At 72.6% G+C, this 11,980-nt stretch carries 12 protein-coding genes; 4 read left to right on the top strand and 8 right to left on the bottom strand.

Annotated features, from left to right (window positions below; translation table 11 throughout):
* Positions 1 to 4: 4 nt before the first annotated feature.
* On the bottom strand, positions 5 to 1,006 hold the full coding sequence (locus tag ACH4E7_RS00480; protein ID WP_396246789.1) for an SMI1/KNR4 family protein: 1,002 nt from the start codon (positions 1,004 to 1,006) through the stop codon (positions 5 to 7).
* Between the two features lie 639 nt (positions 1,007 to 1,645).
* On the opposite strand from ACH4E7_RS00480, the gene ACH4E7_RS00475 reads away from it, so the two are divergent.
* Entirely contained in the window at positions 1,646 to 2,107 is a 462-nt protein-coding gene (locus tag ACH4E7_RS00475) for a YwqJ-related putative deaminase (RefSeq protein ID WP_355670022.1), read from the top strand.
* A 92-nt stretch (positions 2,108 to 2,199) separates the two neighbouring features.
* Complete coding sequence (locus ACH4E7_RS00470) at positions 2,200 to 2,715, top strand: SUKH-3 domain-containing protein (protein ID WP_396247130.1); 516 nt, start codon at positions 2,200 to 2,202, stop codon at positions 2,713 to 2,715.
* Positions 2,716 to 2,814: 99 nt separating this feature from the next.
* Here the strand turns inward: ACH4E7_RS00470 and ACH4E7_RS00465 are convergent, their stop codons facing one another.
* Positions 2,815 to 4,083 (bottom strand): sensor histidine kinase, encoded by a 1,269-nt coding sequence (locus ACH4E7_RS00465; protein ID WP_396246788.1) that lies wholly within the window; start codon positions 4,081 to 4,083, stop codon positions 2,815 to 2,817.
* A 260-nt stretch (positions 4,084 to 4,343) separates the two neighbouring features.
* On the opposite strand from ACH4E7_RS00465, the gene ppc reads away from it, so the two are divergent.
* The gene (ppc, locus tag ACH4E7_RS00460) at positions 4,344 to 7,139 is read left to right on the top strand and encodes a phosphoenolpyruvate carboxylase (protein ID WP_396246787.1); all 2,796 of its coding nucleotides are present in this window, start codon (positions 4,344 to 4,346) and stop codon (positions 7,137 to 7,139) included.
* Positions 7,140 to 7,200: 61 nt separating this feature from the next.
* On the opposite strand, the gene ACH4E7_RS00455 is transcribed toward ppc, so the two are convergent.
* Entirely contained in the window at positions 7,201 to 7,569 is a 369-nt protein-coding gene (locus tag ACH4E7_RS00455) for a hypothetical protein (protein ID WP_396246786.1), read from the bottom strand.
* Between the two features lie 145 nt (positions 7,570 to 7,714).
* Here ACH4E7_RS00455 and ACH4E7_RS00450 point away from each other — a divergent pair, with 145 nt between their 5' ends.
* Complete coding sequence (locus ACH4E7_RS00450) at positions 7,715 to 7,891, top strand: hypothetical protein (protein ID WP_396246785.1); 177 nt, start codon at positions 7,715 to 7,717, stop codon at positions 7,889 to 7,891.
* A 330-nt stretch (positions 7,892 to 8,221) separates the two neighbouring features.
* Here ACH4E7_RS00450 and ACH4E7_RS00445 read toward each other — a convergent pair whose 3' ends face one another.
* The 5 genes from ACH4E7_RS00445 to ACH4E7_RS00425 form a co-directional block, all read right to left on the bottom strand.
* Positions 8,222 to 8,743 carry a SigE family RNA polymerase sigma factor gene (locus ACH4E7_RS00445; protein WP_396246784.1) on the bottom strand — a complete coding sequence of 174 codons (522 nt, stop codon included), beginning with the start codon at positions 8,741 to 8,743 and terminating at the stop codon, positions 8,222 to 8,224.
* A 93-nt stretch (positions 8,744 to 8,836) separates the two neighbouring features.
* On the bottom strand, positions 8,837 to 9,160 hold the full coding sequence (locus ACH4E7_RS00440) for a hypothetical protein (RefSeq protein ID WP_355670027.1): 324 nt from the start codon (positions 9,158 to 9,160) through the stop codon (positions 8,837 to 8,839).
* Between the two features lie 139 nt (positions 9,161 to 9,299).
* Positions 9,300 to 9,878: an aminoacyl-tRNA hydrolase gene (pth, locus tag ACH4E7_RS00435; protein WP_355670028.1), complete on the bottom strand. Its 579-nt coding sequence runs from the start codon at positions 9,876 to 9,878 to the stop codon at positions 9,300 to 9,302.
* Between the two features lie 114 nt (positions 9,879 to 9,992).
* Entirely contained in the window at positions 9,993 to 10,580 is a 588-nt protein-coding gene (locus tag ACH4E7_RS00430) for a 50S ribosomal protein L25/general stress protein Ctc (RefSeq protein ID WP_396246783.1), read from the bottom strand.
* A 282-nt stretch (positions 10,581 to 10,862) separates the two neighbouring features.
* Positions 10,863 to 11,840 (bottom strand): ribose-phosphate diphosphokinase, encoded by a 978-nt coding sequence (locus ACH4E7_RS00425; protein WP_396246782.1) that lies wholly within the window; start codon positions 11,838 to 11,840, stop codon positions 10,863 to 10,865.
* Positions 11,841 to 11,980 lie beyond the last annotated feature (140 nt).

Here is an 11,980-nt window from a genome sequence, read left to right as displayed (position 1 = left end):
CGCGTCAGCCCATCGGGACGGCCCGGGCGAACCCGCCGTCCACCATCAGCTCCGCGACCGTCTCCAGCTCCGGCGGGCTGCCGGCCAGCCGCACCAGGAAGGCGTCGAAGTCGTCCCCGCAGGGCAGCAGCAGCCGGGCGCAGCGGTCCTCCGGGGCCTCCGGCGCGCCGGAGTCGCGGGCGTCGTCGTACAGGTGGAACCAGACCGAGCCGGTCCGGTCGCCGCGCACCTTGAGCGCGAGAATGCCGCCCTGCACGTAGGCGATGCCCAGGTAGTCCTTGGTGAGGTGGTCGCGCAGGCACTTGTTGGCGTACACGACGTCCTCGGTGCCGTACTCCTCGGTGAGGGTCAGGAACGGCTGGTCGAGCAGCATGCCCAGCTCGGTGTCCAGCGCCACCCCGACCGGGCCGCGGCCGCCGCCCAGCTTGAGGAAGGTGCGGTAGGCGCCGGGCAGCCGGTAGCCGAGGCGCTCCTCGGCGCGCTGCACCAGGTCCTCGGGGACGCCGATCGGGTCGCCGCCGTCCTTGGCCAACGAGAAGTGGACGGGCCGGCGCTCCTGCAGCGGGCGGGTGCCGCGGCGGGAGTGGTCGGCGGGCGAGGTGGCCAGGCCGCCGTGGTGCCGCAGCAGGGCCTTCACCTCGACCGGGACGAGCTCCATCCGCCGCCAGCCCGGGGCGGCCCGGCCGACCGCGTGGTGCCAGGTCCAGCCGGGCGGGGTGGCCACCGCGGTCTCCAGGTCGGCCCAGAGCGGGTGGCCCTGGGTGAACAGCGCGGCGTTGGCGGAGACGTAGTCGGTCAGCCGCAGTTCGTCCACGCCGAAGCCCTCCGGCGGGTCGGCGACCTCGGCCACCGCGGCGGCGTACGGGCCGAAGTCCGGGTAGCCGGACTCGTCCACCCGGACCCCGGCCGGGTGCCGCTCCGCGCGGACCGGATCCGGGAAATGCACCACCTGACCTGCGTACGCCGCGTTCGGTGCGGCGGCGACGCCGGGCCGACCTGTCGTCATCTGGGAGCCCCCACTGGCTGCTGCAAATTCTCGGTGCGCTTGCTGGGCACCAGCCTAGGGGGTCACCCCGCCGGCCGAACCCCCGCACCCGGAGCCCGTCCCAACACCTCCACGACCCGCGACTGCCGTGCCCGCGTGAGGTGCGGGTGCATCGGCGGACGGACCGGGACGGGGCCGTACGACCCGGCGCCGATCATCCGCACGGCGTCGGCGAGTTCACGTCGTCGGTGAACACCCCCAGCCCCGCCCGTACTGCCGGGCGCCCCGGGACTGTGCCGCGCACTCCACCGTCGGGCGGTCGTCGGCCGCCTCCAACGGTTCCTTCATCGGCGCGAGTTGGCCGAACAGGTGGACGGGCCGCGCCCCCTTCGGCGCGCTGTCGGAACCGTACCGGCCACGGCTCCGCATCGGAGGTGGTTTCGGTAGATTGGCGGACAAGTCGTGATGGCGGTGTGCGGATCCGGCCGAGATCGCGTCAGGATGCCGACGGGCGACCGGCCGATCAGGCGACGGCCGTACGGCGGTTCGGCCGCGCCCGCACCCCGGTTGTGCGCTTGTCGGTGTCAAATGACAGGCTTGCCCAGGACCAACAGGACCCAACAGGAACCGGACCGCCGGGAACGAGGAGGAGGACACCGCATGACCACCGGTGAGCCGGCGGGCCCGCCCGTGCTGCGCCACCACCGCGACAGCCTGCTGCCCGCCGTCGCCGCCGCGCTGTCGCTCAAGGGCGGCGAGGTGCACACCCTGGCGGGCGACAAGGACGAGCGCCGCCCGGTCCTGCACCCGCTGGTCGGCGACTTCCTGGACACCCTGCCGGTCGAGGCCCGCGAGCGGTTCACCGGCCGCTGCCCGGAGGCCGTCCTGCTCTCCCAGTACCTGACCACGGTCGACGGCAAGCGCTCGAAGCGAGCGGCCCGCAAGCCGATGAGCCTGAACGAGGCCCGCAAGGCACTCAAGGGCTCCCGGATGACGACCGTGCGGATCCGCGAGGAGGGCGACCCGGCACACGGCACCCACGCCCCGCCGTGCCGTTCCTGTGCCCCGATGCTGGAGCACTTCACCGTGCAGAGCGTCGCCGTCGGGCCGCCCGCGCGCTGATCCGCGCGCCGACCGCCCCCTCGTACACCCCCTGTCCCCGATCCCCGGAGTCCGCCCTGAATCCGCCCAGCCCGCCCCCGCCGCCGACCACCCTGTCCTCGGCCGGCACCCTCGGGCGGACCCGCCCGCGCTTCCCCGCCGACGTCGCCGCCGAGCTCAAGGCGGCCGGTTGGCACCCCGGCCGCTGGCAGATCCGGCAGGCCGAGGAGTGGGCCGACACCCTGGCCGGGTACGACGGGTCCGGCGGCGTCCCGCACGCGGTGTTCCCGGCCGCGGTGGAGGCCTGGGCCGAGTTCGGCGGCCTCGCCTTCGACCTGTCCGGCCCGGGCCGCCAGCTGGCCCGCACCCCGTTCCTGATCGACCCGCTGTGCGGCCTCCACCAGCCGCGCACCCTGTTCGACCTCGGCCGGGCGCTCGGCACCCAGCTCGCCCCGCTCGGCGAGGAGGCGTACGGGCAGGCGCTGCTGGCCGTCGACCAGGAGGGCCGCGTCTACAGCCTGGACCACACCGGCGAGTGGTTCCTCGGCCATGGCATCGACCAGGCGATCAGCGCCCTGATCCTGGGCACCGCCCCGGAACGGCTGCGCACCGCGGAGGAGCACTCCTAGCCCGGCCGACCCGTCAGCCCAGCCGGTTCGCCAACCCGGCCAACCCGGCCGACCCGTCAGCCCAGCCGGTTCGCCAACCCGGCCAACCCGGCCGACCCGTCAGCCCAGCCGGTTCGCCCGGACCGCCAGCCTGGACGGCAGCACCGCCTCGACCCGGAACCCGCCGTCCGCCTCCGGTCCGGCCGAGAAGGTGCCGCCGAGCGCGACCACCCGCTCGCGCATGCCGACCAGCCCGTTCCCGCCGCTGGGCAACTGCGCCGCACCCCGCTCCCCGCCCGGGCAGGCGTTCACCACGCTCACCCGCACCCCGTTCGGCGCGTACGCGAGCAGGACGGACACCTGCGCCCCGCCCGCGTGTTTGTGGGCGTTGGTCAGCCCCTCCTGGACCACCCGGTACGCGGTCTGCTCGGCCTCCCCGGTGAACTCCTGCCGGCTGCCGCTGACCGTCAGGGTCACCGCCATCCCGGCTGCCCGGGACTGGTCGACCAGCCGGGGCAGCCCGACCAGCGAGTCCGGCTCCGGCTGCCGCTCGTCGTCCATCCGCAGCACGCCGAGGATCTCGCGCAGCTCGTTCAGCGCCTGCCGGCCCACCTCGCCCATCAACTTGGCGCTCTGCGCGGCCTTCTCCGGATCCTTGCCGACGATCCGCTCCAGCGCCCCGGCGTGCACCACCATCAGCGACACCCGGTGCGCCACCACGTCGTGCATCTCCCGGGCGATCCGGGTGCGCTCCTCCAGCCGGGCCCGGCGGGCGCGCTCCTGCGCCTGCTCGGCCAGCAGGTCCAGTTCGGTCTCCAGGCCGTGGGCGCGGTCCTTGAGGGACTCGATCAGCCGCCGCCGCGCCCCCACGTACAGTCCGGTCACCACCGGCGGAACGGTCAGCCCGACCGCCACCAGCACCGCTATCAGCACCTGGACCCAGAGCGCCGGCTGCTCCACCGTCGAGTCGCCCGGTGTCAGCATCGACACCATCATCACTGCGACCGCCTCGCCGAAGGCCAGCACCGCCAGCGCCACCACCCGCCAGCGCCGCGTGGGCCACTCCCAGGTCTCCGCCAGCGTGTACAGCGACACCACCAGCAGCAGCACCCCGAGCATCCCGGGCATCAGCACCAGGGTCACCAGCACCGGTACGGCCGGCCACCTCCGGCGCAGCACCAGCGAGCCGCCCGCCAGCGTGCCGAGCACCGCGATCGCGACCGTGCCCGCGCCGGACAGGTGCACCCGGGCGCCCAGGAAGGCGACCGTGCTGGCTGAGCACTCCAGCGCGGCCAACAGCGCCAGCACGATGTCCAGGAAGGCGCTCCGCGGCCGCTTCCACCACCAGAACGACCGGACCGGCACGCGCTCCCCAGGCGACTTGCTCATGCGTGACAGCCTAAGCGGCAACCCCTCCCCCTCCCCACCGGGATAACCCGGTACACCTCGCGAACCGCTCAATTGGTCCAGACCACAGGTGCTTTTCGGCGGGCTTGTCCGCCATCCGGCCACCTCGCGGACAGCGACCGCCCCGACACCTATGCTGGTCGCGTCGGACAGCGCGGTCCGCACGCGTCACACCCTCCGCACTGCGCGTGGACCTGTGACGATGAGCCGTTGCCGAACCCCACCACCACAGGGAGCCAGCCGTGACCGCTCCGGTCCCCAACCCGGCGGACAGCCCCACCGCCATCGCCGACAACGCCGCCCTGCGTGCGGACATCCGCCGCCTCGGCGACCTGCTCGGCGAGACGCTGGTCCGCCAGGAGGGCCCCCAGCTGCTGGGCCTGGTCGAACAAGTCCGTCTGCTCAGCCGCACCGACGGCGAGGCCACCGCCGAACTCCTCTCCGACATCGACCTGGACACCGCCGCCAAGCTGGTCCGCGCGTTCTCCACCTACTTCCACCTCGCCAACGTCACCGAGCAGGTGCACCGCGGCCGCGAGTTCGCCACCCGCCGCGCCCGCGAGGGCTCGCTGCTCGCCCAGACCGCCGACCAGCTCGCCGAGGCCGACCCCAAGCACCTCCGGGACACTCTCGCCCACCTCGCGGTCCGCCCGGTCTTCACCGCCCACCCCACCGAGGCCGCCCGCCGCAGCGTGCTCAACAAGCTGCGCCGGATCGGCGAACTCCTCGACCGCATCCACCGCGAGGAGCTCACCTCCGGCCTCGCCGCCGCCGGCCCGGCCCGCACCAGCAGCGCCAAGCGCTCCGCCGACCGCCGCCTGGCCGAGGTCATCGACCTGCTCTGGCAGACCGACGAGCTGCGCATCGCCCGCCCCGAGCCCACCGACGAGGCCCGCAACGCCGTCTACTACCTGGACGAGCTCTACCGCGAGGCCGTCCCCGAGGTGCTGGAGGAGCTGCACGAGGAGCTCGCCCGGGTCGGCCTGGGCCTGCCCGACGGCGTCCGCCCGCTGACCTTCGGCACCTGGATCGGCGGCGACCGCGACGGCAACCCCAACGTCACCCCTCAGGTCACCTGGGACGTCCTCAACCTCCAGCACGAGTACGGCATCAAGGACGCCCTCGACGCCATCGACGACCTGCGCAACACCCTCTCCACCTCCGAGCGGCTGGCCGGCGCCTCGGTCGAGCTGCTCGCCTCGCTCAACACCGACCTGCACCGGCTCCCCGAACTCAGCCCCCGCTACAAGCGGATGAACGCCGAGGAGCCCTACCGCCTCAAGGCCACCTGCATCCGGCTCAAGCTGGAGAACACCCGCGAGCGGCTGGCCGGCGGCACCCCGCACATCGAGGGCCGCGACTACCTCGGCACCCGCGAGCTGATCGCCGACCTGCGGCTGATCCAGGACTCGCTGCGCGCCCACCGCGGCGAACTGATCGCCGACGGCCGCCTGGCCCGTGCCATCAACACCATCGAGGCCTTCGGCCTCCAGCTCGCCACCATGGACGTGCGCGAGCACGCCGAGGCCCACCACCACGCCCTCGGCCAGCTCTTCGACCGCCTCGGCGAGGAGGCCTGGCGCTACGCCGACATGCCCCGCGAGTACCGGCAGAAGCTGCTCGCCAAGGAGCTGCGCTCGCGCCGCCCGCTCGCCCCCACCCCGGCGCCGCTGGACGAGGCCGGCACCAAGACCCTCGGCGTCTTCAACACCATCCGCGAGGGCTTCGAGCGCTTCGGCGACGAGATCGTCGAGAGCTACATCATCTCGATGTGCCAGGGCGCCGACGACGTCTTCGCCGCCACCGTGCTGGCCCGCGAGGCCGGCCTGATCGACCTGCACGCCGGCATCGCCAAGATCGGCATCGTGCCGCTGCTGGAGACCACCGACGAGCTCCAGCAGGCCGACCGCATCCTGGACGAGATGCTCTCCGACCCCTCCTACCGCCTGCTCGTCTCGCTGCGCGGCGACGTCCAGGAGGTCATGCTCGGCTACTCCGACTCCTCCAAGTTCGGCGGCATCACCACCTCCCAGTGGGAGATCCACCGCGCCCAGCGCCGACTGCGCGACGTCGCCCACCGCTACGGCATCCGGCTGCGCCTCTTCCACGGCCGCGGCGGCACCGTCGGCCGCGGCGGCGGCCCCTCGCACGAGGCCATCCTGGCCCAGCCCTGGGGCACCCTGGAGGGCGAGATCAAGGTCACCGAGCAGGGCGAGGTCATCTCCGACAAGTACCTGCTCCCCTCCCTCGCCCGGGAGAACCTGGAGCTGACCCTCTCCGCCACCCTGGCCGCCTCCGCGCTGCACACCGCCCCGCGCCAGGCCCCCGAGGAACTGGCCCGCTGGGACGCCGCGATGGACCAGGTCTCCGAGGCCGCCCACACCTCCTACCGGGCCCTGGTCGACCAGGAGGACCTGCCGAAGTACTTCTTCGCCGCCACCCCGGTCGACCAGCTCGCCTCGCTGCACCTGGGCTCCCGCCCGTCCCGCCGCCCCGACTCCGGCGCCGGCCTGGACGGCCTGCGGGCCATCCCGTGGGTGTTCGGCTGGACCCAGTCCCGTCAGATCGTCCCCGGCTGGTACGGCGTCGGCTCCGGCCTCGCCGCCGCCCGCGAGGCCGGCCTCGGCGACGTGCTGGACGAGATGCACGGCCAGTGGCACTTCTTCCGCAACTTCCTGTCCAACGTCGCCATGACGCTGGCCAAGACCGACCTGCGGATCGCCCGCCACTACGTCGAGCAGCTGGTACCCACCGAGCTGCACCACATCTTCGACCAGATCGTCGCCGAGCACGACCTCACCCTGCGCGAGGTCCTGCGGCTCACCGGCGAGAGCGAACTGCTGGAGCACAACCCGGTGCTGAAGCAGACCTTCACCGTCCGCGACGCCTACCTCGACCCGATCTCCTACCTCCAGGTCGCGCTGCTGCGCCGCCAGCGCGAGGAGGTCACGGCCGGCCGCAGCGAGGACCCGCTGCGCGCCCGCGCGCTGCTGCTGACCGTCAACGGCATCGCCGCCGGCCTGCGCAACACCGGCTGACGCCGGAACGCCGAGGGCCGGTGCCTCCGTGGAGGCACCGGCCCTTCGCGTCAGGCGGGCCCTAACGGACCTCGGCCACCAGGGAGCCGTACTTCGCCTTGATCTCCGCACCTGCGGACGCCCACTGCGGAGTGTCGACCACCACTCCGGTGCCGTCGACGGCGAGCGTCACCGCCTCGATCTCCACACCCTTGGACCGCCACTCCCCGGTGTCCGCCCGGATCCGGGCGGCGAACGCCATCAGCTGGTCACGCGAACCGGCCGCATCCACGAACTGAAGCTTCACCCAGGGCCGGTCGGCCACCGCCCGGGTCGCGGCGACGTCCAGGTCGCTGCCCGGGACCCGCATCACGTAGAGCGTGTTCGTGCCCGCATCGCGGCAGGTACCGAAATAGTGCTCGCGGAACACCACGTTCATGATCGCCGTCATCTCCACGGCCGTACCCGCCCGCCCCAGCTCGATGTTCGCCAGATCGGCCGACGACAACGACGACGGTGAGCCCGAGGACGCGGGCCAGGCCGACCGGTGACCGGACGACGGGACACCGGAGGACGGTGTTCCGGAGGACGGCACATTGGACGAAGGCATCCCCGACGAGGGGACGCCGGTGGACGGCGCCCCCGACGACGGGACACCGGACGACGGAGATCCCGACGAGGGGACGCCGGTGGACGGCGCCCCCGACGACGGGACACCCGACGACGGAAAGCCCGACGAGGGCGCCCCCGACGGCATCCGGGTCGGGTGCTGATGCCAGCCCGGTGTCCGCATGGACGTGGGTCCCTTCGCGCAACTCAGGATCACGGCCTCCGGCCCCGCGTCCGTCCCACCTGTCGTCGGGCTCACCAGAGCGACGCCCGCCCCCGCCGCGCCCGTACGGCCGGTCCCGGAACCGCCGCCCAGCTGCGTCAGCGCCCCCGCGCCGACGGCCAGCACCGCCACCGCCGTGACCGCCCGCACCACCCCCCGGCGCCGTGCTCGTCGCCGCCCCTCCTCACGCAGCTCGGCCAGTGGCGGGATGCCGCCGATCCCCGCCGCGCGCGTCCCGAGCCGGACGGTCAGCTCCTCCTCGAACTCGTTCTCAGCGCTCACGCCCCACCAACTCCCTCGTCGGTTCCAGTTCCTGTCGAAGCGCCTTGATCCCCCGTGCCAGGTGGGTCTTCGCCGTGGTCACCGAGCACCCCAGCTCCCCCGCCACCTGCGCGACGGACAGGTCCAGGTAGTAACGGAGCACCACCGCCGCGCGCTGCCGCCGGGGCAGCCCGGCCATCGCCACCGCCAACTGCTCGTCCCGCTCGGCCTCCTGGGCCGCCGGTCCGTCCGGCAGTGCGGAGGTCAGTACCTCGCGTCTGGTCCGGCGCCACCGCGAGACGTGGGTGCGGACCATCGTCCGGCGGACGTACCCCTCGGCCGCACCCGGATCCCGGATCGCCGCCCGCTTCGGGTACACCCGGGCCAGGGCGTCGTGCAACAGGTCCCGGGCGTCGTGAACATCCCCGGTGATCAGGTACGCCCCCCGCAGGAGGGCCTGGTACCGCGCCGCGACGAACTCGTCGAACGGGTCGGATCCGGAACCCCCCGGGCGCATCGATTCGCGCTTCATACCCTCATGACGCCCCGCCCGCCGGAAACGGATGACAGGACGGCGAAGGGCCGGCGCCCACTTCCGTGGACACCGGCCCCTCACGTCACGTTCCTACTCCGCGGGCTCGCCCGCGCGCCGCCGCTTCAGCCACAGCGCGGCGCCGCCGGCCACGACCACCAGGCCGCCGCCGACCGCCAGCAGCCCGGCGTCCGGCCCGACCGAGTCGCCGAGCACCGGAGCGAACTGCGCCGCCGCGGGCTCCGGCGAGACCGCCGGATCCGGCTCCGCCACCGGATCGGCGTGCGCCACCGCGCCGCTGGACAACAACACTCCGGCCGCCCCCAGCGCACCGGCCGTACCGACTCGTCGTCCGAGCTGCTTCAGCCGGACCACCCGGAGCCGCCGAAGTCGGCGGACCGGACGCAATCTCCGCATCGAGAACTCCCCAGGACCCGTTCGCGTACCAGGCCGACGGTATCCGATCCCGCACAGGGTTCTCACATGGATTCAGGTTTGGAACGGCAAGCGTTGTACGACTGTTGTGTACCGCGCACAGCACGCCCATGACGGCCAGTCAGGAGTTGTACGTGCCCTGCGCCCGCTCCAGCCCCTCGGACAGCAGCGCCTCCACCGCGTCCGCCGAGCGGTCCACGAACCACTCCAGTTCCTTGCGCTCGGTCGAGGAGAAGTCCTTCAGCACGAAGTCCGCGACCTCCATCCGGCCCGGCGGACGACCGATCCCGCAGCGCACCCGGTGGTAGTCCGGCCCCAGCGACTTGGTGATCGACTTCAGGCCGTTGTGACCGTTGTCCCCGCCGCCCAGCTTCAGCCGCAGCGCCGCGTAGTCGACGTCCAGCTCGTCGTGGACGGCGATCAGCGCCGAGGCCGGCACCTTGTAGAAGTCCCGCAGCGCCGTCACCGGCCCGCCGGAGAGGTTCATGAAGGACATCGGCTTGGCCAGCACCACCCGCTTGCCCGCCAGTCGGCCCTCGGCCACCTGCGCCCGGCTCTTGTGCGCCTTGAACTTCGCGCCCATCCGCTGCGCCAGCAGGTCCACCACCATGAAGCCGATGTTGTGCCGGTTCCGGGCGTACTGCTCCCCCGGGTTGCCCAGCCCCACCACCAGCCAGGGCCCGTCGTACTCCTCAGCCATTCCTTGCTCTCCTCGCCTTAGCGCTCGACGTCATCATCCCGGACACACCGCTGCCCCGGGCGCTCCAGCGGGAGCGACCGGGGCAGCGGTCTCAGCAGTTAAGCGCTAGGAGGCTCAGGCCTCGGCGCCCTCGGCCTCGGCGGCCTCCTCCTCGGCCGGGGCGGCCTGGGCGGCGATGACCTGCAGCACGACGGCGTCGGCGTCGACGGCCAGCGAGATGTTGGCCGGCAGGACGATGTCCTTGGCGTGGACCGAGGCACCGGCCTCCAGGCCCTCGATCGAGACGGTGACAGCCTCGGGCAGGTGGGTGGCCTCGGCCTCGATCGGCAGGGCCTGCAGGACGTGCTCCAGCAGGTTGCCGCCCGCGGCCAGCTCGCCCTCGGTGTGGACCGGGACCTCGACGGTGACCTTCTCGCCACGCTTGACCAGCAGCAGGTCGACGTGCTCGATGGTGCGCTTGATGGCCTCGCGCTGGACGGCCTTCGGCAGCACGTACTCGTCCTTGCCGTCGATCGGGACGACCAGCAGGGCGTTCGGGGTCTTGAGGGCCATCATCAGGTCGTGGCCGGGCAGGTTCAGGTGAACCGGGGCGTGGCCGTGGCCGTAGACGACACCGGGGACGAAGCCGGCGCGGCGGGCGCGACGGGCGGCACCCTTGCCGAACTCGGTACGGGTCTCAGCGGCAAGGCGGATCTCGGACACGACTGCACTCCTCGTGAAGACTGGCGCGGGGGTGCAGGCAACGCGAAAAACCGCCGGGACCACACCCTCAGTACGTTCGGGGGTCACTCGGCGGCAACGGCCTCTGCCGGCGGACGGAATCCGCCACCGGCAGCGCGTCGATCACGGTGTCGGTGCCCGTCCAGCAGGCACACGGCATCCCTCGCCGAGCAGTTGCACGAGTCTAACCGCATCGGCGCCCTCCCGCGAAATCGGCGGCGGCCCCGGCCCACGAGGGACCGGGGCCGCCGCGCGGGGCCTTCGTCAGTGCACGCCCTCGAAGAGGCTCGTGACCGAACCCTCCTCGAACACCTCGCGGATCGCGGCCGCGATCGAGGGGGCGATGGACAGCGTGGTGATCTTGTCCAGCTGGAGCTGCGCCGGGGTGGGCAGCGTGTTGGTGAACACGAACTCGCTCACCCGCGAGTTCTTCAGCCGGTCCGCGGCCGGGCCGGAGAGCACGCCGTGGGTGGCGGCCACCAGGACGTCCGCCGCGCCGTTCTCGAACAGCGCGTCGGCGGCGGCGCAGATGGTGCCGGCGGTGTCGATCATGTCGTCGACCAGGACGCAGACCCGGCCCTTGACGTCACCGACGACCTCGGCCGACAGGATGGTGTTGGCCTGGGTGATGTCGCGGCGCTTGTGGATGATCGCCAGCGGGGCATCCAGGCGGTCGCACCACTGGTCGGCGACCTTCACCCGGCCGGCGTCCGGCGAGACGATGGTCAGCTTGGAGCGGTCGACCCGCTCGCCCACGTAGTCCGCCAGCAGCGGCAGCGCGAACAGGTGGTCCACCGGGCCGTCGAAGAAGCCCTGGATCTGCGCGGTGTGCAGGTCCACGGCCATCAGGCGGTCGGCACCGGCCTGGCGCAGCAGGTCGGCGACCAGGCGGGCCGAGATGGGCTCGCGACCCAGGTGCTTCTTGTCCTGACGGGCGTACCCGTAGAACGGCAGGATCGCGGTGATGCTCCGGGCGGAGGCCCGCTTCAGAGCATCGATCATGATCAGCTGCTCCATGATCCACTGGTTGATGGGAGCCGTGTGGCTCTGCATCACGAAGCAGTCCGCACCGCGCGCCGACTCCAGGAAACGGACGTAGATCTCGCCGTTGGCGAAGTCCAGGGCCTTGGTCGGGACCAGCTCGGCCCCCAGCGCCTCGGCCACCTCCTTCGCCAGTTCCGGGTGGGCACGGCCGGAGAAGAGCTTCAGCTTCTTCTCACCCGACGTCGTGATCCCGCTCACTGCACCGTCTCCTCGCGTTTGCGGACGCTGAACCCCGTCCCCGTGGAGGGCAGGCGCAGCCCGCACTCACGGGGATCAGGGAATTCTCGGTACGCCTGGACAGGGGCGGTAAGCCCGGTGGCGCACGTATGTCCTCAAGG

The organism is Kitasatospora sp. NPDC018058 (assembly GCF_044327205.1).
Lineage (GTDB): Bacteria > Actinomycetota > Actinomycetes > Streptomycetales > Streptomycetaceae > Kitasatospora.
The sequence above is the reverse complement of the archived record's forward strand: the minus strand, read 5'-3'. Positions and strand labels throughout refer to the sequence as shown.

Bases quoted from the DNA above. Each gene is read 5' to 3' on its own strand.
- ACH4E7_RS00480 (WP_396246789.1), bottom strand. From the start codon at position 1,006: ATGACGACAGGTCGGCCCGGCGTCGCCGCCGCACCGAACGCGGCGTAC.
- ACH4E7_RS00475 (WP_355670022.1), top strand. From the start codon at position 1,646: ATGACCACCGGTGAGCCGGCGGGCCCGCCCGTGCTGCGCCACCACCGC.
- ACH4E7_RS00465 (WP_396246788.1), bottom strand. From the start codon at position 4,083: ATGAGCAAGTCGCCTGGGGAGCGCGTGCCGGTCCGGTCGTTCTGGTGG.
- ACH4E7_RS00455 (WP_396246786.1), bottom strand. From the start codon at position 7,569: ATGACGGCGATCATGAACGTGGTGTTCCGCGAGCACTATTTCGGTACC.
- ACH4E7_RS00445 (WP_396246784.1), bottom strand. From the start codon at position 8,743: ATGAAGCGCGAATCGATGCGCCCGGGGGGTTCCGGATCCGACCCGTTC.
- ACH4E7_RS00440 (WP_355670027.1), bottom strand. From the start codon at position 9,160: ATGCGGAGATTGCGTCCGGTCCGCCGACTTCGGCGGCTCCGGGTGGTC.
- pth (WP_355670028.1), bottom strand. From the start codon at position 9,878: ATGGCTGAGGAGTACGACGGGCCCTGGCTGGTGGTGGGGCTGGGCAAC.